Origin of the sequence: Phocaeicola sp. ICN-14070 (genome assembly GCF_037892625.1) — a bacterium.
Classification (GTDB): Bacteria; Bacteroidota; Bacteroidia; order Bacteroidales; family Bacteroidaceae; genus Phocaeicola; species Phocaeicola plebeius.
Window position 1 is genome coordinate 16,871 of record NZ_JBBKBF010000038.1, and the last position, 22,468, is coordinate 39,338.

The window sequence follows — 22,468 nt, forward strand, 5'->3', positions numbered from 1 at the left end:
GGGTCATTTTTAATGGTTGTGTGAATGAGCCGGAATGGCATTGGAAGCGGCAGCCAGTTTCACATGAATGGCACCACGAGTCACCACGGTATCTCCGTCTTTCAGACCGGAAAGAATTTCTACCCGCTCTCCGTTGGAAGTTCCTAATTGTACCTCTTGTTTCTTATAACACTCATCGTCGAGTTTCAAGTACACAAAATAAAGTCCCTGTTCTTCGGTCAACGCCGATTCCGGCAAACTGATGACTCCCTGACGTTCGCCCGACAGCAGGAATACTTCCACAAATGCACCTGGAACCATGTCGCCACGGTTGTCAAATTCGAATGTCACCGGTACATAATAAGACGTATCTCCTGACGATTTTCCAAACGAAAGCACTTTTCCGCCCAAGTTCTCCAGGCAGTAGACTGTATTATTATAAGGCGTCTTGAAGTTAGCCGATACAATGCGTGGAAGTTGTGCATAATAACGTTCCGACACATCGGCCTTCAGCACCAAGCGGCGCATCTGAGTCACCGTCATCAACGGCTGTCCTACCGTTACGTAATCGCCTTCCTTCACCAGGCAGTTTTTCACGAACCCGCCGATAGGCGCCTTCACGGCTACTCCCTTACCCGATTTGCTGGGCAGCAAAGCCTCGTATGTCAGACGGGCCTTCTGGTATGCCTCACGCAAAGCCGCAAATTCTTTTTGTGATACAATCTGGCTGCCTACCAGTTTTTCTGCACGTTCGTATTCTTCCTTGGCTTTTTCATAAGCCACCTTTGCCTTTCTCACTGGGTCACCTTCCTGAATGTGCTCAGCGGATACACTCAGCAGTTCACTACCCTGGCCCACTTCAATACCTTCAGCAATTTTGCGGGAGAAAGACACCACTCCCGAGGAAGCCGCTACCACCGTTGCTTCCTGGCCTTGTGCCGACAGAATCTGCCCGCCAGCCTGTATCACTTCCCGAAAGGCTCCCGGGTGAATCACTTCAGCTTCCACCCCAGCCGCTTTTGCTTTCTCCGGCGTCAGTACGATTTCATCTGAATGAGCTGTTTTTTCCTCTGCATGTATTTCCGCTTCATGGTCATGACCTTCATGCTCATGGTCGTGTGCGTGTTCTCCGCATCCCCCCAAAAGGAACATACACAATGTTCCTGTCAAAATATAGTTTTTCATTGAATACTGTTGTTTTTTGTTTGCAAAAATAAATCCTACACGGTGCAAGCAGGTTGCAAAGTGCAGTAACATCTCTAAAAATCAAGCTACAACAGCAAAAGGAGGTGCACGGAAATTACGCACGGCAGAAAAATGCCGGGCATGCAGTTTTTCTACGTAATAGGAAATCATATCCCCTCGTTCAACGGAAACAGATAGAGCTTCCAGACAAAGGGATGACAGATAAATCAAAGTATAGAATGTATAATCCGGGGTAAAATCCGGCAAATGATGAGGAACAGAAAAAGACAGATGCGTAACACAACTGATATCGCACGCATGCTTGTCGGCATCTCCTGTACAATGGTGCCGTCCTTCGCATCCGTCATGCGATGACGTAGCGCAAGTCTCCATATCCGGACTGACACAAAACGCCTCATTGTGATGATGATGTGGAAACACACCTACCACCAGCACCCACAGGCTGACCAACAGCAAACAATATGTACCTAAGATTTGCTTCATTCTTTTTTCTGTCGGGCACAAAATTACAAAGAAATCTCCTAAAAAACAAAAGGCAGTCAACGCAGAACACGCTTGCCAACTCTCTATTGAATCTCATACACACCTGAAAAGTTCTAAACATACCCGCGTAAATGAAATATCGAATCAAAACTTTTTATGTTTCCCGCCTGTAAGCCCTACGTTTTCCGACGCGGAGCCGTAAGTTTCCCGCATGAAAAACGTACATTTCCGGCAGGAGAAACATAAAAGAAGACAAACAGTTTTTCTAATAACTACCTGAGCTTTCGACTTCACTACAAAAAGCAATTATACTAATTCCAAAACTCACATCAACTATCACAAAAAAGACGGTGAAGAAGTGTCTCAAAACCACTTCCTCACCGTCTTTTTTCTATATTACTTCAACAATCAGTCTACTTTCAAACTGTAGCTTTCTATGCCATCAGGATGAATTACTTTTTCCAGCTTCAAATCAAAAATCAAAACTGAATTTGCGGGAATTGAAGACTGATTCTGTGTGCCATATCCAAGGGCAGCCGGAATATATAATTCCACACGTTCACCTTCTTTCATCCACTGCAATGCAGTGATCCAACCTACAATCAATCCATCTGTCTGATTAGCCTGCAATGCAAAATGAGTAGGCACGTGGATTTTTTCATCCAAATCTCCTGTATAGTTTTGATCAAATACAGTTCCATTTATCAGTTTTCCACGATAATACACGCTCACACTATCCGTAAACAATGGGGTCAACCCTTCCTCTTTTCCTACCTCAATAATTCTCATGTATACAGAATCACTCGCACTGGCAAGAGTTTCGTAAGGATTAGTAACAATTGTACCCCCCAATCCCGGAGTCGTACTTTCATTCGCAATTTTATAATTCCGATATATTTTCCATTTTCCCACTTCTTCTCCCAAATTTGCGCGAGCCACATCCGCAATGGAATCGATATAGTGTTCATTACGAACTTGCCAGTTCACATACGGATCTTCCACAGCTGTGTCTTCTGCACACGACATAAAGCCGAAAGAAAGAGTAAATAGCAGGGCAATCAGCCAAAATAGGTTCTTGTTCATGTAGTTTAATTTATTACTGCAATGTTTTCAGCAAGCTGGTGATGCTTACCTTGTCTGCAATGATATTATTCAAATCTGCAATAGCCACACGTTCCTGTTCCATGGTGTCACGGTTACGCAGAGTTACGCAGTTGTCTTCCAATGTCTGATGGTCGATGGTGATACAGTACGGAGTACCGATAGCATCCTGACGACGGTAACGCTTTCCGATAGAATCTTTTTCATCGTACTGGCAGTTGAAGTGGAATTTCAGGTCGTTCACGATTTCACGAGCCTTTTCAGGTAGACCGTCTTTCTTTACCAACGGCATGACAGCCAGTTTCACCGGTGCCAAAGCTGCAGGCAATTTCAATACCACACGAGTTTCACCATTTTCCAGTTTTTCTTCATGATAAGCCGCACTCATCACGCTCAGGAACATACGGTCTACACCGATAGAAGTTTCGATGACATACGGAGTGTAGCTTTCGTTGATTTCCGGATCAAAGTACTTGATGCTCTTTCCTGAGAATTTTTCGTGCTGGCTCAAGTCGAAGTTAGTACGTGAGTGAATACCTTCTACTTCCTTGAATCCGAACGGCATCAGGAATTCAATATCCGTAGCTGCATTGGCATAGTGAGCCAATTTTTCATGGTCATGATAACGATAGTGATCATCACCGAATCCCAGTGCCTTATGCCATTTCAAACGGATTTCTTTCCATTTCTTGAACCAGTCGAGTTCTGTTCCCGGTTTTACGAAGAACTGCATTTCCATCTGTTCGAACTCACGCATACGGAAGATGAACTGACGAGCTACAATTTCATTACGGAAAGCCTTACCAATCTGTGCAATACCGAACGGAATCTTCATACGTCCTGTTTTCTGCACGTTCAGGTAATTCACAAAAATACCCTGAGCAGTTTCCGGACGCAGGTATACCTTCATAGCACCATCTGCAGTAGATCCCATTTCAGTAGTAAACATCAGGTTAAACTGACGAACTTCTGTCCAGTTCTTTGTACCAGAAATCGGACATACGATTTCTTCATCCAGAATAATCTGACGAAGTTCGGCTAGGTCGTTGGCATTCATAGCCTTTGAATAACGTTCATGCAATGCATCACGTTTTGCCTGATGTTCCAGCACACGTGCATTGGTGCTACGGAACTCTTCTTCATTGAATGCTTCTCCGTATTTCTTGGCAGCCTTCGCTACTTCCTTATTGATTTTCTCGTCGTATTTAGCAATTTGATCTTCAATCAAGACATCGGCACGGTAGCGCTTCTTTGAATCACGATTGTCAATCAAAGGGTCATTGAAAGCATCTACGTGACCAGAAGCCTTCCAGATAGTAGGGTGCATGAAGATAGCAGAGTCAATACCTACGATGTTGTCGTGCAACAGCACCATGCTCTGCCACCAGTATTGTTTGATATTGTTTTTCAGTTCCACACCGTTCTGACCGTAATCATATACGGCTCCCAGCCCATCATAAATATCACTTGACGGGAATACAAAACCATATTCTTTACAATGTGAAACAAGTTTCTTGAAAACGTCTTCTTGTGCCATTTTTCCTATTATTTTGATTTTTTCTACTTAAATGTCTACTTAATAGGGTACAAAGATACAGATTTATCAATAAAAAAGCATGATAGGTGTATTAATTTATCTTATGAGTTATTTCTTCTCCCCCGTCTCATCCAGTTCTATCACAAGTCCATCATATGCCAAAAACACATTTTCCGGCAACTGTTCCTGCACTTCCGCATGCAAACCTATCTGATGGCTCATGTGGATAAAGTAAGTTTTCCCAGCTGCAATACGGACCGTCTGCTCCAATGCCGCGGACAACGACTGATGCGTCCAATGGTATTCAATACGCAAGGCATTCATCACCAGACAATCCAATCCTTTCAAATACTCGTATGAACTTTCAGGAAGATGCAGCATATCTGTAATCCAGGCCATTTTTCCAATACGAAAACCCATAATCGGAAGCTTTCCATGCATCACGCGGAAAGGAATTACTTCCACCTGATTTCCGACTACATTAGAAACCACGAACGGTTCGCCTTCTTTAATATAATTCAATGGAATATGAGGTACACCAGGATAAAGGTTTTCCGTAAAGCAATAAGGCATACGGTTCTTCAAGCGAGTGGCAGTATAATCTTCCGCATACACCGGAATGTCACGAAACTGACAGAAAGGTCGCAAATCATCCAGCCCACCCACATGGTCATAATGTTCATGGGTAATCAGCACTCCGTCTATCGCACGAAAATCATTCAGCCGAAGCATCTGTTCGCGAAAATCCGGACCACAGTCGATAAGAATGCGTACTCCATTTACTTCTACCAGACCGGAACAGCGCAAACGGTTGTCACGCGGGTCAGAACTTGTACATACTTTACAAGTACATCCCACCTGAGGCACTCCCGTAGAAGTTCCACTTCCTAAAATTGTTATTTTCATTGTTTTACTCCAATAAAGTTCACTTCCGGATGAATAGCCACTCCAAATTTTTCTTTCACAGAACGAACGACTTCTTCTGCCAGCTTGACCACTTCACTTCCGGTAGCTCCTCCCAAATTCACCAACACCAATGCCTGCTTGTCATGTACTCCGGCATTTCCCAGCCGTTTGCCCTTCCATCCACAACGGTCAATCATCCATCCTGCAGGAATTTTTACACGGTCATCACCTACCTTATAAAAAGGCATATCAGGATATTCCTTGAGCAAATCTTCAAATTGTGCAAGCGGTACAATGGGATTCATAAAGAAGCTGCCGGCATTTCCAATCTTTTCCGGATCAGGAAGTTTCGCCTCACGGATACGTATAATCACACTACGAAGTTTTTCCAGTGACAATTCTCCTCCCTCCTTCTCCAGCTCGGAGCGGATATTTCCATAATCCAGATGAAACTCCGGCTGTTTTTTCAGGCGATAAGTGACATAAGTCACAATGTAAAGCCCTTTCAACTCTCGTTTAAATACACTTTCACGGTACGCATATCCACACTCATCTTGCTTAAAAAGACGAGTGGTTCCATCATTCACCGCTACCGTTTCGACCGACACAATCAAATCCTTGGCCTCTACTCCATACGCTCCGATATTCTGCACGGCCGAAGCCCCTACCTCTCCAGGTATTAAGGACATATTCTCGGCACCATACCATCCTTGCTTGACTGTATAATCTACAAAGTCATCCCACACCTCACCAGCACCAACGCGTATTTCTACCCATTCATCGGTTTCACCTACCACCTGCATTCCTTTAATACCAGAATGCAAAACAGTACCTTGATAATCGGACACAAACAACAGATTACTTCCCCTTCCTACATGTAAAAGAGGAGTCTTTTGTGCTTTCCACTCTTTCAAAAAACAGAGCAGTTCATTCACTGATTCATATTCCACGAAACGAGCTGCCTTTACATCCATTCCGAATGTATTATAAGGAAGCAATGAGTAATTTGTATAGTCTTTCATAATGCATCAATCGCTCAAATCTTCAAACCGGATAAGTTGCCAGATATTTTCACGCCGTTCAAAATAGAGTGTATTACTAAAGCCGTTTCCAAATCCTTTGAATTCTACTACCTTATAATCGGAATGTATATTTTCAGGCTGGCCATAGTGTACATTAGTCATCTTTCCTTTCATCATCGGGGGACGAAAAGCAAACCATTGCCCCGGTTCCAGCGTGGTTTCCAATATCTGGAATTCATCTTCGGGATCGGCCGTTACAAAATACAGAGGTTCATGCAAACGTTCCTTCTGGAAAAGCGAATCACGTGAAAAACGTTCATAAAAAGTATAGAAATCTTCTTTACCATCGTGTTCCTCTGCCATTTTCTCCACATTAATGGCCTCGAGGAACCAAGAATCTTTTTTCCGTTCAAAATAATAACGCTTGATTTTTTTCTCAGTCAGAAAAATCCAGTCTACCTGTACACTGTGCATACTGGTATCCTTTTCCATTTCCATATCTTCTTCCTTATCGAAAAGTACCGTGTACGCTTGCTCACGACTAAATAAAGGATCGTGCTTCCAGTCCTTCTTTTGGATACGATTCACCTGTTTGCCTTTATACAATGAAAAAGGAAATAGCACGCGCGACCGCTGAAACTTTGCATCCGACGCGAAATTATAGAAAAAGTCGGCAAAACTCTCATCTGCCGAAGCAGGTATTTGTTCTTCCACCACAATGGTATCCTGAATCGAATCAGGCAGAACTTTCATAGAATCAATTTGTTCTGTCAATGCGGCAAAAGGATCCACTTTCTTTTTTCCTCCTCCGCAAGATGCCATCAGCGCCAGCAAACAGCATCCAATGATTAATTTCTTCATCTGGTCTCCTCAAATATCGCCGCAAAAATACCTTTTTTTTCTTATCATTGTTTCAGAAACAAGAGTTTTCTTTTTTGTTGAACGAAAAACTGAATTTTTCAGTTTAAATCCTTACCTTTGCAAACAAAATAATTAAAGAAGAGATATGTTAGCAAAAATAGAACAGTTGCTTCAGGAAGTAAAAGGACTCACAGCGCAGAATCCAGAAGAACTGGAAGCGTTACGAATCAAATACCTGAGCAAAAAAGGTGCCATCAATGCACTGATGGCTGACTTCCGTAATGTACCTGCTGAACAGAAGAAAGAAGTAGGTATGAAATTAAATGAGTTGAAGGACCTTGCACAGGAACGGATTGCAACCTTAAAAGAAGCATTCGACAATCAGGACAACGGAGCTGCCGAACTTGACCTGACCCGTACAGCTTACCCGGTTAATCTTGGAACACGTCATCCGTTGACGATTGTCCGCAATGAAATCATCGATATTTTCAGCCGTATGGGCTTTACTATTGCCGACGGTCCGGAAGTAGAAGATGACTGGCATGTATTCTCTTCCATGAACTTTGCAGAAGACCATCCCGCACGCGACATGCAGGATACATTCTTCATTGAAAGTCACCCTGACATTATTCTTCGTACACACACCTCTTCTGTACAGAGCCGCGTAATGGAAGTTTCACAGCCTCCTATCCGTGTAATCTGTCCGGGACGTGTATATCGTAATGAAGCTATCAGCTACCGTGCACACTGCTTTTTCCATCAGGTAGAAGGTCTGTATATCGACAAGAACGTTTCGTTTACAGACTTAAAACAGGTGTTGCTGCAGTTTGCACAAGAAATGTTCGGCCCGGAAACTAAAATCCGTCTTCGTCCGTCTTACTTCCCGTTCACAGAGCCCAGTGCTGAAATGGATATCAGCTGTGACATTTGTGGTGGCGAAGGCTGTCCGTTCTGTAAATATACCGGATGGGTAGAAATTTTGGGCTGCGGTATGGTAGACCCGGCTGTACTGGAAGCAAACGGCATCGACAGCAAAGTCTACACCGGTTATGCATTCGGTATGGGAGTGGAACGTATTACCAACCTGAAATACAAAGTTAAAGACTTGCGTATGTTCTCTGAAAATGACACACGCTTCCTTGAAGAATTTGAATCAGCGAACTGATTTATAGTAACATCATCATAAGAACACGGATTACACCGGAGGTATCAACTTCCTTAGTGTAATCCGTGTTTATCTATTCAAACCAGCCATCTCCCTTTTTCTTTCGGCGAAATATGGAAAAAGAAAAACTTGTCACTCCGAGTTTCTGTGCCATCCTGGCTGCCAACTTCCTGCTCTATTTCGGATTTTGGCTTCTTACCCCTATCCTTCCGTTTTACTTGTCGGAAGTATTCCACACTTCACACACCGCTATTGGAGTTATTCTTTCCTGCTATACGATTTCCTCTTTATGTATCCGCCCCTTCTCCGGATATATTCTGGATACATTTGCCCGAAAACCATTATACCTGCTGGCTTATTTCATTTTCACACTGATTTTTGCCGGCTATATGACTGCAACAGCACTGACCTTATTTATTATCTTCCGCATTGTGCACGGATTTTCGTTCGGTATGGTTACGGTAGGAGGAAACACGCTGGTTATCGATATCATGCCGTCTTCCCGACGAGGAGAAGGGTTGGGCTACTATGGACTTACCAACAACATTGCCATGTCAATCGGTCCCATGTTCGGTCTGTTCCTGCACAGTGGAGGAGCTTCTTATACGACTATCTTCTCGTATGCGCTCGGTTCGTGTGTAATCGGATTTATAGCGGCCTGGACCGTTCGTACACCTTATAAGGCTCCAGTGAAGCGTGCTCCTATATCGCTCGACCGCTTCATTCTGCTAAAAGGACTTCCTGCGGGATTCACCCTCTTGCTGCTCTCCATTCCTTATGGAATGACTACCAACTACGTGGCCATGTATGCACAAGAAATAGATATTACGGCAGAAACCGGATTCTTCTTTACGCTGATGGCTGTCGGCATGGCAGTGAGCCGCCTGTTCAGTGGCCGACTTGTCGACAAAGGATTAGTCACCAAAGTAATTGCGGCAGGATTGTATCTGGTAAGTGGATGTTACTTCGCTCTGACTGCATGCGGGTGGCTGGTCAAGTGGAATTTAGAAGTGACTACGGGAATTTTCTTCCTGATTTCACTACTGTTAGGAATAGGATTTGGTACTATGTTTCCAGCTTACAATACCCTGTTTGTAAACTTAGCCCCCAACAGCCAGCGTGGCACAGCCACCAGCACTTACCTGACTTCATGGGATGTAGGCTTGGGAATAGGAATGCTTACAGGAGGATATTTGGCCGAAATTGCTACCTTCAAAATAGCCTACTTGTTCGGAGCCTCACTGACAGTAGTATCACTACTTTATTTTCACCTCAAAGCAGGCCCTCACTTTGAAAAGAACCGATTAAGATAAATCTAATCACTCTTTATACGTAAACACAAAGATATGTGACAAGCGATTGTTTACTTCCGTAAACTGTATAGAAAGAATAAAAGAACGGAATAAATCAGCATGACGAATAAGGAATGGAGGAAGATATGAAACAAACTGTTCAGGTGAAGCTGCCACTTTTTCCATATCAGTCACCATAATATAGGAAGCATCACGCGATAAATTTGACACACACTCATCAAACAGGGTGTGAGAGGGAGAGGCAATCACCTTAGAGATACAAGAGTCTACTCGCTCATGCCCCGATACCACCAGTAAACTGTCTTTCTCAGAAACTACAGGAACTGTATTGACAGCCTGCAACATACGGTCCAGACAATCGGCTTGCTCTTCTTTCATCTGCCCACTCAAATAAAAGACTTCGCTGTTCAAATGAATATCATATTCACTCCAACTATGGCAGGACTCTTTTCCTAAGAATGGGACTGAAGGTGTACGCCCATAAATCGTAATAAAGCTAGCCGGCTGAGGGTGATGAATAGAAATAAAAACCGAATCTTCACGGAGTGAACTATTGTCCTTCACTGCATCAATCACCTGCTCTATCAATTTTTTCTGATAGCTGACTACTACCAAACCATCTGTAGTATACACTGACAGATATTTCGTAGAACTAAGTGGATAAATTTCTATTTTCTTGCCCCGATAAATTTCTTTTTTCGGCACAAAATCAACTCCATGTTTTCCTTTTACCGCCTCAACAAGCTGATGCTTTCCTTCTTTCCCAATACGGAAATAAGCCACCACATCCATGGCTGTATGGGGATAATGGAAACTGAATACCACATGATTCATTTGATAGGAAAGTCCATGGGCTGCCGCTGAAGAATACCGACTCAAATCACTCAATATATCATTCATCAAACCAGCACGATGAAGCGTATCCAACTGAGAAGAGTAGGCTGCCTGTGAAAAGCCATGCATAAAATTATCAATGTTATCCGTTTCAAGAATACCCGCACAATCTTTAGGAATAAATTCAAAAACATCCACACGGCTTTCCTTATCGGCCATACTTAAACGGGCAAAACCATAAAAAGCAATCCCGATACAAAAAAGTACCACGGAAAGCACTACTCCCAATTTTATAACCGAACGAATTTGCATCACACGTCACCTATTTCAGGCAAAGATAGCAAAAACTTTTTAAAAAGTACAAACAAAAACGAAAGTTTTTATCAAATACTATTTACATTGTTTCAGTTTTTCAGCCAATTCAGCCCGAGATACTCCCAATTCCAACGCCTTCTCATATGCCTCTCGGGCTTCTGCCTTTCTTTTCTGTTGCAAATAAATATCTCCCTTCATCACATAGCAAGAAGCATCTCGAGGGTCAAGTTTCAAGACTTCATTTAAATCAAATAAAGCGGCCTCTGCCTGTCCGTGTTCCCACTCCATATTGGCACGCATCCGAAGTACGGATACATCACGAGGATAGTCTGAAACCAGCAGATTCATAGCGTCCATCGCTGACTGATGTCGTCCTTCCTTCTCGTCCAACATGATAATCCCGATACGTGCCGTCTTGTTTTTTACATCCTGCTCCAGTACTACATTGTAGTCTACACGTGCTTCTTTATATTCGCGACGTTGCATATAAATATAGGCACGAAAAAGACGAGCCTCCAGATTCTTGGGCAAAAGGTCGATTACATTACAATAATCCAGATACGCCTTTTGTATCAAGTTTTTTTCCAGATAGAGAGCAGCCCGATTCAATAACATGGTGGTAGAATAGGGTATAATATTTAATGCCAATGTGTAAGATTCAATGGCCTCATCTGTCTTTCCCATACGCTTCTGCACCGTACCCAGATTCGAAAACAGCAGGGCATTCCGGGCATTATCCGGTTCCATTTTCAGTGCCTGCTGGAAAAGACGTTCCGCCTGCACAAGACTGTCCTTTTTCACACAGTCCATTGCCTGCTCTACCACATCGTTATATGACTGGGCCTGCAAAGGAAGGCTGAGTACCCATACACAAAGAATCCACACAATGTATTTCATTTCTTCTTTCGTTTGAATTTGCGACGAAGGTAGTATTTCTTCCTCTAACTCAGGAGAGATTACAATATTTTTTTGTAATTTTGGAAAACTTCTGTTAGTGCCTTATATAAAGGACTTTGGGAGAATTACCCAATTTTGAGGTAATGATTTGGCAACCGTGCTATTTCCTACGTTCTTCCCTGATTTACCTTTCAAGTAACTCTGAGCAAAAGTAGTTATTTAATTTGTTAATGCAAATCAATAGCTACTTTTGTTTTATTCAATTATTCGAATTTGCATATTTCCCAAATCCATATTTTTGCTCTCTTTTTTCAAATGCCACTTTACCTCCTTCAAGTATATCGCAAACATGTTCACGAATCCCTTGTGATTCCAAAATTATTGCTTCTGCAGGATTACATTTTTTAGTCCGTTCTAAAGCTCCATTGATATATTGGAATTTATATTTTCCATAATTATGACTATTAGAGCCTTCTTGATTTGCTACAATTACATTTTCCGCATCAGCACTGACCACTACATTTGAATTATGCGTCACCAAAACAATCTGTCTGTCTTTTTTCTTTGCTTTGATATATTCCACTAACTCTTGATATATGGCACGATTATCCAAGCTATCTTCAGGTTGGTCAATTAATATAGGACATTTTTTATCACTGAATTCAAGAAGCAATTTTAAAATAACGAATGCTTGTTTACCTTCAGACATCATTTCAAATAAATCACCTTGATATGACAATTGATAAGATAAAGCATACCAATTTTTTGAAAAGAATTCACTGGCTACGTTAGGTGAAGCGTACGAATTTTTAAATTCAACTTTTTCATTAAGCAAATCTTTGATTAGGGTATATGCTTGAGTTTCTATATCAGAATCATAACGTGATACTAGGTTCGCTATATATTGCTGCCGTTCTATTCCACGTAAATTACACCGAGATTCCAAAAAAGATTTCATTTCTTCTTTTTGGAACTCCTTTGTTACAGATATTGATAATCCGTCATACTCTACTTTGAGACTATCAACTAATTTGTCAATTTCTTTTTTGTATTCTATGTGTCTGTTTACAATTTCTTTTACGAATTGTTGTATTTGTGTATGTAAAGAGTTTTTTTTAGCCTCCAAATTATTTATTTCAGCAAGCACTTTCTCTTCTTCTTTTATTCGCAGCAAAACAGATTGTAATTCTTTATTATCTTTATAAAATTGCTCTCCGCGTTTGTAAATGTCTGCTTCCAATATTGCTGTTTTTTCTATCAATAATTGCTGTTTAGCAGCGTCAGTTTTATCAATAAACTCATCTACAATACTTGTCCACTCAGTTTCTGTTCTAATACGCAAACCATTAAAAAGCCTTGAAACTTCGGAGCTATTTGTCCTAAATGATAGAGAGTCAAAAGAATTAAGTCCTTCAAAGTTATGTATGATAGGAGTAATTGTTCGTAGCTTTTGAAACAATTTGATATCCGATTCTGCTAGATTAATATCTTTCTCTTTTATTGAAAGTTGTGCTAATAAACCATTGTATGTTTCTATTTCTGTCTCTGTTAGAATGCTACTTTTTTGTAATGTGGTTGCACTTTCTTTTAATAGTTGCAATTGTTGTTCAACTCCTGACTTATTTCCTTTCTCTCTAAGATTATTGAGCAATTGAAAATATTCCTTTTTCAATTGAAACAAATTAAACACAGATGAGGTTATCTCTCTTTCTATCAAAGTATTTACTTCAGAATAATTTGACAACAAACCTTCTGAATCCTTGGAACGTAATATGCTTTCGACCAGTTCATTGGTTTGCTTTCTTGAACATGCTATATTGTGCATGTAATTCTGTTTATAGTAATCTATTTTATGCCCAGTTTCATCTCCTCCATCTTTCCATCGTATTTTAACTCCTTTAAGATGTTGGTGAATATAATCCTTTTCATCTACTAACATTGCATCATGTTTTGCAGCAATTGCTTTTAACAAAGAAGATTTGCCTGTAGAACGCCCTCCAATAATTGTATTCAAATTAGGATTCAGATGTATTGTTCCCTGCCAAAAACCATCTTCATCCAATGTTATAGATTCAATGATTTGGTATAAATTCTTTTCGTCTGGTATGCTTTGTTGAATTTTTACACGTTCCTCTGGTTCATATAAAACCTGCATTAGTCCTTCAAATGTAGGTTCTGCTTTAATCCAGCAGCTTAACCCATTGGGAAAAACGCATAATGAATCCAAAGAATGGGCATCAGAACCACATATACATGGTTTAAGAGTTTTAAATTCATTAAGATAATCTTCCAGTGTAGCATGTTTTTTCCCCAATCCAAAGTCTATAGTTCCTCTATTAGTAGCAAAAAACATATTTGCTACTTGGTAAAAATATTTTCGAACCATATGGTCTTGACCTCGCCATGAAATCTTTGACAAATCCTCATCAACAGGTATTGCAACAATATACTTCCCCTCAAATTTATCCTTATGCTTAGATAGAATTTCTGTTATTTGTTGCTCATCAATAACAGCGGTAGTGCAACCCACTGTAAAATCAGACCCTTTGAACTCACCTTGTTGCTCTTTAATACTTCTTCCATGTTCTTCAATATTTCGCCTTTTAAGTTTTCTTTTATTGGGAGTATCGAATGGCAATCCCTCATAAACAAACTCTATCTCATGTAGGAAATTTTCTTCTATGTCCTCGATTGCAACTTCGTTGGAAAAGATTATGTGATAGTTAATGCGGCTTCCATTTACTATTGTTTTTAATCTAAATTCTATATTAGGAAAAATTGCAATATTTTTTATTGCCGAGATTTCTGCTGGCGTAAACAATGATTTCATTTTTTGGTCATTGCTTAAATAATCCGTTAACAACTTCTTATAGCCATCAATTGTAAAATAATCCGTAATCCCGATAACTGCAATATTGTTTGCAATAACACTTTTAAAAAGAGATAGAACATATTTGTCCCAATCATTCCCAAACTGATTTGCCATACCAGATTCAGGGGTGTGTATATGCAAATCCCATTTATTCCATTCTGAACCTTTATAATGATGCATAATGATTTATCTTATTTTAATCTAACTTGAAAATTGAGTTTGAACGAAAGAGTACCATCATTTTCTTTGATGATTGATGCATATTCATGGCGTGAAGTACTTGAACGTTCCAGATATGCATTAGAGAAAAGATAGTCTTCAAAACGATTACGGTCGTAAAAGTGATAACAAAGAATTTCACCATCTTTTTTTACGACCAAATAACCACCATTTGCATCAAATTTTCCGCTCCAAGCAGTTGCGGGCATCATACCTAATGCTGCCGAAGTCAAAAGATGTTTGATTTTGTAAGCATAAAAAGGCGATGCTTGTTCTGTATCGTACCCCAAAGGGTTGGTTTCTGTAATCTGTTCTACCAATTCTTTCAATGTGGATACACCACTATTCAACTGTTCTAAAAGCAAATTGGCAATTATGGACGGCAGGTCTCCATCAAGCATAATGAGGTTATTACGAAATGTAGAATTATCCACTTTGTCAAATATCAATTTGCAACCTTTCTTTGTTATTGCTTTATATCTCTCTATAACCTTATTTCTTGTTGGATTCAAAGAATTGATTTTTGCAATATCTTCATCAGAAAGAGAAGTTCCCTCTATCTTAAAATTAAAGTTCGTGGCTTTACTTGCATTTAATAGTGTTGAATCCCCTCCGAGTTGAGATTTTATACTGAATCCCATTTCAGAATTTATCTTAGTTCTTCGGTCATGCAAAATGATTCGTATATCTGTTTTATCAGATGATTTCGCCTTCAAAGCATGGCAATAAATTCGATTCATGAAGGCTTCAATTTTCGGAACGGTAAATGCTCCATCATTTTCATTGATAGCTTTCAATAAATTCTCTGCTTCTACTAAAAACACTGATGCAGGGATTCTCAATAACTCTTCTCCTTCTGGGGTTTGAATCACTACATCTCTATCTTGTAGTTTGTAGTTGAAATTACCCTCTTTTTCTTGGCGAAGAATCATTATTATGGGATAGAACAAATCGTGAATTTTGTTCATGTGTTGGTCTCCGGCATAAACTTTTCCTTCTCCTAATAATTTGAGCAAAGTGTAGATTTCACTCCATTCTCCTTTATTTCCTGTCAGTGCCATATTTTTTGGATTTTGAAAGGTTGATTCGTTTAATTATTTCCTGTGCAGTTGCTTGAATTGCAGGTACTGCAACAGAATTTCCAAATTGCTTGTAAGCAGATGCATCTGCCACTCCGATTATGAAATTATCTGGAAAACCTTGTAAACGAGCCCATTCTCGTGGGGTCATCCTGCGCAATCCATCACGGTTTATTTCTCCTTTGATGTTGGTAACAGGTGTAAAATCTTCAAGACGATTATCAATTACAAGATTGCGTTCTCTCCCCATTCCGCCTACAACAATAGCATTTGCGACACCATTATCCGGTATTATTTCATATCCGAAACCGTTACCTTTTGCTGCGTGTCTTTCTTTATGTGCTACAAGTGTCTTCACATATTGAGTTGATAAATAATATTTTGCAGAAACTGTATTTTTTTCTTTTATATCAGCAAAAGTTTTAGTTGTATCAGTTGGGGTTGGATATGTAAATTCATTGACATTTTGGTCTTTTCTAAAGCCAACAATATACACTCTTTCTCTATGCTGCGGAACTCCGAAATTCATTGCGTTTACTATTTGAGGCTCTGGAACGTAATAATCCAAATCTTCTCTTAAAACTTTTAATATCGTTTGGATTGTTTTCCCTTTGTCATGAATAAGCAATCCTTTGACATTTTCCAAAAAAAATGCCTTTGGACGCTTACGACGTATGATTTCTGCTACATCAAAAAACAATGTACCTCTGGTTTCTTCAAATCCAAGACGTTTCCCGGCTAATGAAAATGCCTGACAAGGGAATCCAGCACACAGAATATCAAAATCATCGGGTATAAATGACTTCGTGGATTCTTTGGTAATATCTCCAAAGGGAACTTCACCGTAATTCAACAGGTAAGTTTTTTGTGCCTGTACATCCCATTCGGAAGAAAACACACACTTGCCACCAAGATTTTGCATTGCCATTCTAAACCCACCGATACCAGCAAATAAATCAATGAATGTAAATTCGGGCTTTTCTATCGGTAAGAACGGAACGGCAAACAAATCGGAGAACAAAGAATACTGAACACAAACATCTGATACACATTGTATATCAGATTTCTTTTGATGGATGTTGTATATATCCTCTATCAGACCTTCTGCTTTTATCTCATATGGTTTGGCGTATTTGTTGCCTTGATTGTGCAGGTAGTGAGACACAATCGCCATTTGTTCTTCAAATGAAATTATACTTCCATCCTCATTTAGCGAATGAGGTCCGTACATTTGCATCGATATTTTTCCTCCGCCACACATTTTTGTGATGGCTATTTTTTCGTCAGTTGTTGATTTTCTATTCATATAATTTAAAACCTCATTTAAACATACATCAGGATTCACTGTTATTTCTGTCTCCCAAAATCGAAAGACTTTCCAACCTTGTTTGCGCAATTCTTCATTGACCTCCTTGTCGCGTTCTATATTTCGCTCGATTTTAGAGTGCCAAAACTTACAATTGCTTTTATGGTCATTCTTTCTAATATTCCAATTTCTACCATGCCAAAACTCACCATCACAAAATATCGCAATTTTAGACCCTCTAAGGACAAAATCGGGTTTGCCAAATACCGACTTATCATTTTTGCGATACCTTATTCCAGCGTTCCACAGGAATTTTCCAAACATTATTTCAAGTTTGGTTCCTTTGCTTTTGTTTGCAGCCATATTTTTATGGCGTTGTTCCTTTGTCAAATGGTCCATTAGTAATTTCCTGCTTGGGGATGACGTATAACATATCCAAGCTACAAAGATACTTATTTTAATTCGATTGGAAATAATTGTTGTTCAATATTTTGTTAACACATGCACAATTAAACATTTAGATACAAGAACTCTCAGCTCCTTAATCCAAAACTAGACGGATGGCATAACCATCCGCCTTTCCAAATTAGTATTTTATACCACGATTTTGCCTCGGCTTCGGTATTCCGATAGCTTCTCTGAACTCATTCATTTTCTTTCTGAACCAGCTCACGTGTGAAACCCCGTCTATCTTGAAATCGAATTTACCGTTTTCATCCTGTTTGATGGAGCAGACGGAATGTCGGGTATCAAAACTTCGGTTAAATTCGGAAGAATAGAGTTCGCCTTTTATCCCGACCTCCTTGAACTCGCACAGTCTTCTGATTATCCCGTCATTAAAGCCCAAACGTTCACGCAGGAAACTTATCACGGGCATCAGCTTCTCCACATACGGAAAGTAGCGTCTGACAAAATCCGCAAACTCCGACAGCTTGCGGTGCTGTTGCTCGTAAGCGTTTCTTATCTCCTGTATCTGCTTGGCTTGTTGCCGTTCCCGTTGTCGGGCTTCGTCTTCAAGTTCAAGGATGCGGTCTTGCAAGTCCTCGTTCCTGCGTTCCAACGATTTCATCTTTCCACTTCCGAAAAGAGAGCCCACACTGCTTGCAAGGGCGGTTGCCGTATCGGTGGCTGCGCTTTTGAGCTTGTCGGTACGGATTTCCGCTTTCACCTGCTTCAGTTCCTCCTGCGCCTCGGCTTTCTTCTCCTGCAACAGTCTGGTTTCAGTTTCGAGGACTTCATTCTTCTTTTTCAAGTTCCTATAATACTGCATGGTGGTGGTGTGCCGTGCTTCCGAACCCCGTACCCCACGCTGCAATCCGTATTTCGCCATCACCCTTGCGTAATTGTCGTGGTAGGCGACCAGGGTCTGACGGTTGAACAGGTCATCGGCACACAAACGGACGGAATTTGTTTTCTTGCGGTACTTGCGCTTACCGTCCGTCTGCTCTTTCTTGGCTTTGCGCCTTTCACCCGTCACGATGGGAACAACGGCTGCGTGGATGTGCGGAGTCTTCTCGTCCATGTGCAGATGTGCGGCAACCACATTGTCTTTGCCGAATGTGGCTTGCAGCCATTGGATGCTGTCGTTGCACCATTCATCGAGTTCTCCTTTTTCCTGTATGTTCATCATGTCCTCGTGCGTACCCGACAAGACCACCCGAACGACACGGACTTGGTCGTGTGTGATTTTCCGTCTGATGCCTGCTGTGTTCAGTCTGTGCGCAATCGCTTCATCCCTGCCGTGAACGCCATCGGGGTATTCGACAAGCACCCTGTTCAGATGTGTCCTTGTCGGGTCTGCATTTTTAGGTATTATCTTTCTCTCTATATGGTCGGACTGCGTGGTGTCCGATGTACCCTTTGCTTTCTTAATGTCCAATGAAAAATATCCCATATCATTACTGTTTTTGCGGTTATCGTTATGTTTCTTCTCTCTGCCTGTGGCATCGGCTCACAGGGTTTATTATGCAAATGAACCATTGCAGCACTCGGCATAATCCAAACGAGTTTGGCTTCTGCTCTCGTTTGCACAGGGTTTCCAAAGGGATTTCCCTTTGGCTCGATAGGGTGTTTTTAGCGTTACGGAGTAATGCGTGAAGAAAACGCCCTATTGAGCTATGGTATTTCTGTCTAAATACCTTTCGGAAAGCAGACGAGCATATTACAGATGAAATCCCCCTTTCTTTTTCGGTGGCTGCATCATCCGCCTTGCGGATTGGACTTGCTTCTTCTCCTTTATCGGCTCTGCCGATTGGGACAAGGGCTTACCGCACAGGTAGTCGTTCAAGTCCTTATACTCACGATAGTACATTGACTTGTCAAGCAGTCGTTCCCCAAACTTCTCTTTCAGCTTTTTGCAAGTGTTCCGTCCTGCCGTGTCGTTGTCAAGGAAACAGCCGATTCTGGTGTAGGTTTCCAATAAGCTTTCCGCTTTCGCAAGATTGGAAACGGAGTTCAGTATGACATAGTCCTGTGTGTCCAATTGCGGGTGTTGCGGATTGTTTCTCACTCGGATGGTAAGGAATGAGAGGTAATCCATGAACCCCTCGAACAGGTAACACATACATCGTTGTCCGTCCTGCTGTCGGATATGGGTGATGTCTTTCGGGGCGACACATCCCTTGAAGTATCTGTTGCGCACTTCATATCCTCCTGCCATGTTCGGAAAGCCGATGGCAAAATAGGGTTTGTCGGCATTCATAAACCGAAGCTCCCTGCATTCTCTTTTGGCAAGTCCGATGTTTATTCCCCTTTCTTGCAGATAGGCTATAAGAGCAGGAGAGGACAATTCTCCAACCTTTAATCCCTGATAAGGCTGATTGTCGGAATGCTGTCTGCCAAAAGAGAACGATGCAGGGCGGATGTATGCTGTCCGCTCCTCTATGCGTTTCAGCAGATAGGCTACATCTTCCGAACGGTAGAGTTCCGCTGCCAATGCGAGGATGTTTCCGCCTTTGCCGATGCCGAAGTCGTACCATTTTTCAAGCTCGGTGTTTACCTTGAACGATGCGTCCGTTTCTTCCCGTAACGGTGATTTGTACCACAGGTTCCTGCCTTGTTGCTTTACAGGCGTATAGCCCAGACTTTGCAGATAGTCTGCCAGTTTGATTTGCTTTACATCTTGGATTGTCATATTACATACGGTTTTGAAGTTGATGAAAATTTGTTGATTTGATGAATTGTCAATGTAATATATTTATATACAGCCTCGTAACCTCTCAACATCTTCTCAACAAACCACTCGCCAAAAGAGAAATTCACAAACGGGTGTCGGTGGTCTCTCAACTTCTCTTTTGGCTTGTTGAGATTTTGTTGAGAATGTATATCGTTTATTGTCAGTGTATTTATACCCATATTCAACAATTCAACAGAAAAATGATAGTGTTACAAGGATTCAAGTTGCTCCCTTGTGACGGTGTAGAAGCGTCCCACCCTCTTTATCGGCTCATAGTGACAACTTCTGTTGTAATTGCCCTGATAGGTGGTGTAGGTAAGCCCGTTTGGTGCAGGTGTCAGTTTCCAGCACTCCTGCACCACCTTACGCACTTGGTGCTTTTCCGCCTTTACCTGCGAGTGCACCAGCAGTACGACAAGGTCGTTAAGGCAGAATGAAACGCTATCCACATCCATTGCAACCATAATGTCAAGCAGCAGTTCCGACATCTCTATCTCCAGCCGATTGCGGTTGCTACGGATAATCTTCTGCAAGGCTTCTGTATGCAGCAATGTGGGGTTGAACCACATCCGGCTTTCCTTTTCGGTGGACAGTTTTCTGTGTTGCAGGAAATGGAGAAAGGCGGGTATCTCCGCTTTCAGCTTTTGCAGGAAGTCGGTATCATCGGACTGCAAGCGGTCTATCTTGCGTACCCAATAGCGTGTTTCCCCTGCGTCTATGATTACGGGCAGATGCTCGTTGTTGGAGCACAGCACGAATTTGGCGAAGAACGCAATCTCGTCACGGTCTTTGCCTTTGGCTTCCACCTTATAGGAAAGTGTGGTGCTGAGGTTCTTCAACCGTTCGCTGTCCTCCCTGCGGTTGAGCAACACCTCATCCACCACGATGAGCAGTTTGCCAGCCCAATCGGAATTGAACTGGCTTCGGAAGTCCTCGTTGGTGTTGAAAGTCACATTGTTCTGAAAGAGGAGTTTCAGAAAGTTCAGGAATGTGCTTTTGCCTGTGTTGCGTTCTTCCGATACCAACAGCAGGATAGGCAACTTCTGAATCGGTTGCAGGTAGAGCAGTTGCAGATAGTCCATCCCCAACTCGTATTGTTCCCCGAAGATGTGCCGTACCAAAGATTGGATATGCGATAAATCGCCCTCCTGCGGTCGGTGGTCTATCGGTTCGTAAAGGTTAAGGAACTTGCCGACCACGGAACGGTAGCCGATGTGTTCGGGTACGGTGCAGAAGCCGTCATACTTGGGAACACTGCCGATGTAATCCTTGCCGTAATCCTGTCGCAGGGTCTCGTTGTTCCATGCGATGCGTTTCTTCACATACCCTCCGTTCAGTCTCGGTTGCTCCACAATCTTGTAGAGCGTTGTCCCGACACGGATAAATTCTTCCTTTGCCATGCCGCCATCCGATGGCGGTCTGTGGCTGTCCTGTTGTTCGATAGCTGACATAATCAAATGGTTTTAAGTTTGAAAATTACCAGCTGCAAAAATATAATCAATTATCGGATAGGTTGTTATGCAAAACACGGCAGAATGGTGACAAATAGCCCCCGAAACAAAAACTTTCAATGGTTTGGGGCAGGAAACGGGTTGTGCAAACGGAAAAACTCCCGAAAAGCAAATGTCGGATTACGCTTTTCGGGAGAAAAAATCAGAGCGTCTGTCGTTCTGTCGTACTGACTTAATGAATTACTGACTTACCGAGTGAATAATGTCAGGCATTCAGCTACGAGAAGTATTCGGATTTGGATATACCGTTGGTATTCAGCGAGAAGAAGATGCTTGTTTTCTCTTTTCGCAGGTACAGTCTTTCAAGAACGGCATTGCGTACCCGTTCCGCTCCGAATGTGCCGATATGGAAAGCGAGGGCAACTATCGCTTCAAGGTTGTAAACCTCCATACTGCAATTATCGGATACCCGTATGCTTCGCCTTATCCCGTATTCCCTTAAAACTCCGCTCTTGCAAAGAGCCTTCAGCCCTGCACGGAATGTCGGGGCGGTTACTCCGAACAGGTCGCAAAGTTCCCATTCGCTCATGGCGGTTGCGCTAATGTCGGCCGGCAAGGTGATGTTGCCGTTGCCGTTCGTTGTGATGATGCTTCGTTTCATGGCTATGCTTGGTTATGGGGTTACACTTCCGAACGATGCGTTCAGCTTGTTGCCGAACATCGTCAGGTCATTGTCAAGTTTCTGCG

At 41.8% G+C, this 22,468-nt stretch carries 18 protein-coding genes; 2 read left to right on the forward strand and 16 right to left on the reverse strand.

What is annotated here, in order from left to right:
- Positions 1–9: 9 nt before the first annotated feature.
- The 7 genes from WKT20_RS11090 to WKT20_RS11120 form a co-directional block, all read right to left on the reverse strand.
- A complete protein-coding gene (locus WKT20_RS11090) occupies positions 10–1,164 on the reverse strand; it encodes an efflux RND transporter periplasmic adaptor subunit (RefSeq protein WP_117702957.1) in 1,155 nt (384 codons plus the stop codon).
- Between the two features lie 81 nt (positions 1,165–1,245).
- Positions 1,246–1,668: a DUF6769 family protein gene (locus tag WKT20_RS11095; RefSeq protein ID WP_118165787.1), complete on the reverse strand. Its 423-nt coding sequence runs from the start codon at positions 1,666–1,668 to the stop codon at positions 1,246–1,248.
- Positions 1,669–2,076: 408 nt separating this feature from the next.
- The gene (locus WKT20_RS11100; protein WP_340417379.1) at positions 2,077–2,751 is read right to left on the reverse strand and encodes an FKBP-type peptidyl-prolyl cis-trans isomerase; all 675 of its coding nucleotides are present in this window, start codon (positions 2,749–2,751) and stop codon (positions 2,077–2,079) included.
- 13 nt (positions 2,752–2,764) lie between these two features.
- Positions 2,765–4,306, reverse strand: a complete 1,542-nt coding sequence (locus WKT20_RS11105) for a glycine--tRNA ligase (protein ID WP_007560794.1) — start codon at positions 4,304–4,306, stop codon at positions 2,765–2,767.
- A gap of 108 nt (positions 4,307–4,414) precedes the next feature.
- Positions 4,415–5,212, reverse strand: a complete 798-nt coding sequence (locus WKT20_RS11110; RefSeq protein ID WP_118165790.1) for an MBL fold metallo-hydrolase — start codon at positions 5,210–5,212, stop codon at positions 4,415–4,417.
- Positions 5,209–6,234, reverse strand: coding sequence for a UDP-N-acetylmuramate dehydrogenase (gene murB, locus WKT20_RS11115; protein WP_118165792.1), 1,026 nt, complete (start codon positions 6,232–6,234; stop codon positions 5,209–5,211). The genes WKT20_RS11110 and murB overlap by 4 nt, the downstream gene beginning before the upstream one ends.
- A 6-nt stretch (positions 6,235–6,240) precedes the next feature.
- A complete protein-coding gene (locus WKT20_RS11120) occupies positions 6,241–7,095 on the reverse strand; it encodes a DUF4348 domain-containing protein (protein ID WP_118165793.1) in 855 nt (284 codons plus the stop codon).
- A 145-nt stretch (positions 7,096–7,240) separates the two neighbouring features.
- Between WKT20_RS11120 and pheS the strand changes: the two genes are divergently transcribed.
- Both pheS and WKT20_RS11130 read left to right on the forward strand, forming a co-directional pair.
- Positions 7,241–8,260 carry a phenylalanine--tRNA ligase subunit alpha gene (gene pheS / locus WKT20_RS11125; protein ID WP_117702953.1) on the forward strand — a complete coding sequence of 340 codons (1,020 nt, stop codon included), beginning with the start codon at positions 7,241–7,243 and terminating at the stop codon, positions 8,258–8,260.
- A gap of 113 nt (positions 8,261–8,373) precedes the next feature.
- Complete coding sequence (locus WKT20_RS11130) at positions 8,374–9,573, forward strand: MFS transporter (RefSeq protein WP_117702952.1); 1,200 nt, start codon at positions 8,374–8,376, stop codon at positions 9,571–9,573.
- Between the two features lie 6 nt (positions 9,574–9,579).
- On the opposite strand, the gene WKT20_RS11135 is transcribed toward WKT20_RS11130, so the two are convergent.
- From WKT20_RS11135 to WKT20_RS11175, 9 genes are all read right to left on the reverse strand, one after another.
- Entirely contained in the window at positions 9,580–10,719 is a 1,140-nt protein-coding gene (locus tag WKT20_RS11135) for a hypothetical protein (protein WP_118165795.1), read from the reverse strand.
- Positions 10,720–10,797: 78 nt separating this feature from the next.
- Complete coding sequence (locus WKT20_RS11140; RefSeq protein ID WP_340417380.1) at positions 10,798–11,619, reverse strand: tetratricopeptide repeat protein; 822 nt, start codon at positions 11,617–11,619, stop codon at positions 10,798–10,800.
- A 259-nt stretch (positions 11,620–11,878) separates the two neighbouring features.
- A complete protein-coding gene (locus tag WKT20_RS11145; RefSeq protein WP_117817877.1) occupies positions 11,879–14,671 on the reverse strand; it encodes a TrlF family AAA-like ATPase in 2,793 nt (930 codons plus the stop codon).
- A gap of 11 nt (positions 14,672–14,682) precedes the next feature.
- The gene (locus tag WKT20_RS11150) at positions 14,683–15,771 is read right to left on the reverse strand and encodes an HpaII family restriction endonuclease (RefSeq protein ID WP_070737291.1); all 1,089 of its coding nucleotides are present in this window, start codon (positions 15,769–15,771) and stop codon (positions 14,683–14,685) included.
- Positions 15,752–17,494, reverse strand: coding sequence for a DNA mismatch endonuclease Vsr (gene vsr, locus WKT20_RS11155; protein ID WP_117600066.1), 1,743 nt, complete (start codon positions 17,492–17,494; stop codon positions 15,752–15,754). The genes WKT20_RS11150 and vsr overlap by 20 nt, the downstream gene beginning before the upstream one ends.
- Positions 17,495–17,681: 187 nt before the next feature.
- Complete coding sequence (gene mobV / locus WKT20_RS11160) at positions 17,682–18,989, reverse strand: MobV family relaxase (RefSeq protein WP_117817874.1); 1,308 nt, start codon at positions 18,987–18,989, stop codon at positions 17,682–17,684.
- A 267-nt stretch (positions 18,990–19,256) separates the two neighbouring features.
- The gene (locus tag WKT20_RS11165; RefSeq protein WP_070737285.1) at positions 19,257–20,228 is read right to left on the reverse strand and encodes a toprim domain-containing protein; all 972 of its coding nucleotides are present in this window, start codon (positions 20,226–20,228) and stop codon (positions 19,257–19,259) included.
- Between the two features lie 251 nt (positions 20,229–20,479).
- On the reverse strand, positions 20,480–21,721 hold the full coding sequence (locus WKT20_RS11170) for a primase-helicase family protein (protein ID WP_117817872.1): 1,242 nt from the start codon (positions 21,719–21,721) through the stop codon (positions 20,480–20,482).
- 277 nt (positions 21,722–21,998) lie between these two features.
- On the reverse strand, positions 21,999–22,382 hold the full coding sequence (locus WKT20_RS11175; protein ID WP_340417381.1) for a hypothetical protein: 384 nt from the start codon (positions 22,380–22,382) through the stop codon (positions 21,999–22,001).
- Between the last annotated feature and the right edge of the window lie 86 nt (positions 22,383–22,468).

Bases quoted from the DNA above. Each gene is read 5' to 3' on its own strand.
- WKT20_RS11090 (WP_117702957.1), bottom strand. From the start codon at position 1,164: ATGAAAAACTATATTTTGACAGGAACATTGTGTATGTTCCTTTTGGGG.
- WKT20_RS11095 (WP_118165787.1), bottom strand. From the start codon at position 1,668: ATGAAGCAAATCTTAGGTACATATTGTTTGCTGTTGGTCAGCCTGTGG.
- WKT20_RS11100 (WP_340417379.1), bottom strand. From the start codon at position 2,751: ATGAACAAGAACCTATTTTGGCTGATTGCCCTGCTATTTACTCTTTCT.
- WKT20_RS11105 (WP_007560794.1), bottom strand. From the start codon at position 4,306: ATGGCACAAGAAGACGTTTTCAAGAAACTTGTTTCACATTGTAAAGAA.
- WKT20_RS11110 (WP_118165790.1), bottom strand. From the start codon at position 5,212: ATGAAAATAACAATTTTAGGAAGTGGAACTTCTACGGGAGTGCCTCAG.
- murB (WP_118165792.1), bottom strand. From the start codon at position 6,234: ATGAAAGACTATACAAATTACTCATTGCTTCCTTATAATACATTCGGA.
- WKT20_RS11120 (WP_118165793.1), bottom strand. From the start codon at position 7,095: ATGAAGAAATTAATCATTGGATGCTGTTTGCTGGCGCTGATGGCATCT.
- pheS (WP_117702953.1), top strand. From the start codon at position 7,241: ATGTTAGCAAAAATAGAACAGTTGCTTCAGGAAGTAAAAGGACTCACA.
- WKT20_RS11130 (WP_117702952.1), top strand. From the start codon at position 8,374: ATGGAAAAAGAAAAACTTGTCACTCCGAGTTTCTGTGCCATCCTGGCT.
- WKT20_RS11135 (WP_118165795.1), bottom strand. From the start codon at position 10,719: ATGCAAATTCGTTCGGTTATAAAATTGGGAGTAGTGCTTTCCGTGGTA.
- WKT20_RS11140 (WP_340417380.1), bottom strand. From the start codon at position 11,619: ATGAAATACATTGTGTGGATTCTTTGTGTATGGGTACTCAGCCTTCCT.
- WKT20_RS11145 (WP_117817877.1), bottom strand. From the start codon at position 14,671: ATGCATCATTATAAAGGTTCAGAATGGAATAAATGGGATTTGCATATA.
- WKT20_RS11150 (WP_070737291.1), bottom strand. From the start codon at position 15,771: ATGGCACTGACAGGAAATAAAGGAGAATGGAGTGAAATCTACACTTTG.
- vsr (WP_117600066.1), bottom strand. From the start codon at position 17,494: ATGGACCATTTGACAAAGGAACAACGCCATAAAAATATGGCTGCAAAC.
- mobV (WP_117817874.1), bottom strand. From the start codon at position 18,989: ATGGGATATTTTTCATTGGACATTAAGAAAGCAAAGGGTACATCGGAC.
- WKT20_RS11165 (WP_070737285.1), bottom strand. From the start codon at position 20,228: ATGACAATCCAAGATGTAAAGCAAATCAAACTGGCAGACTATCTGCAA.
- WKT20_RS11170 (WP_117817872.1), bottom strand. From the start codon at position 21,721: ATGTCAGCTATCGAACAACAGGACAGCCACAGACCGCCATCGGATGGC.
- WKT20_RS11175 (WP_340417381.1), bottom strand. From the start codon at position 22,382: ATGAAACGAAGCATCATCACAACGAACGGCAACGGCAACATCACCTTG.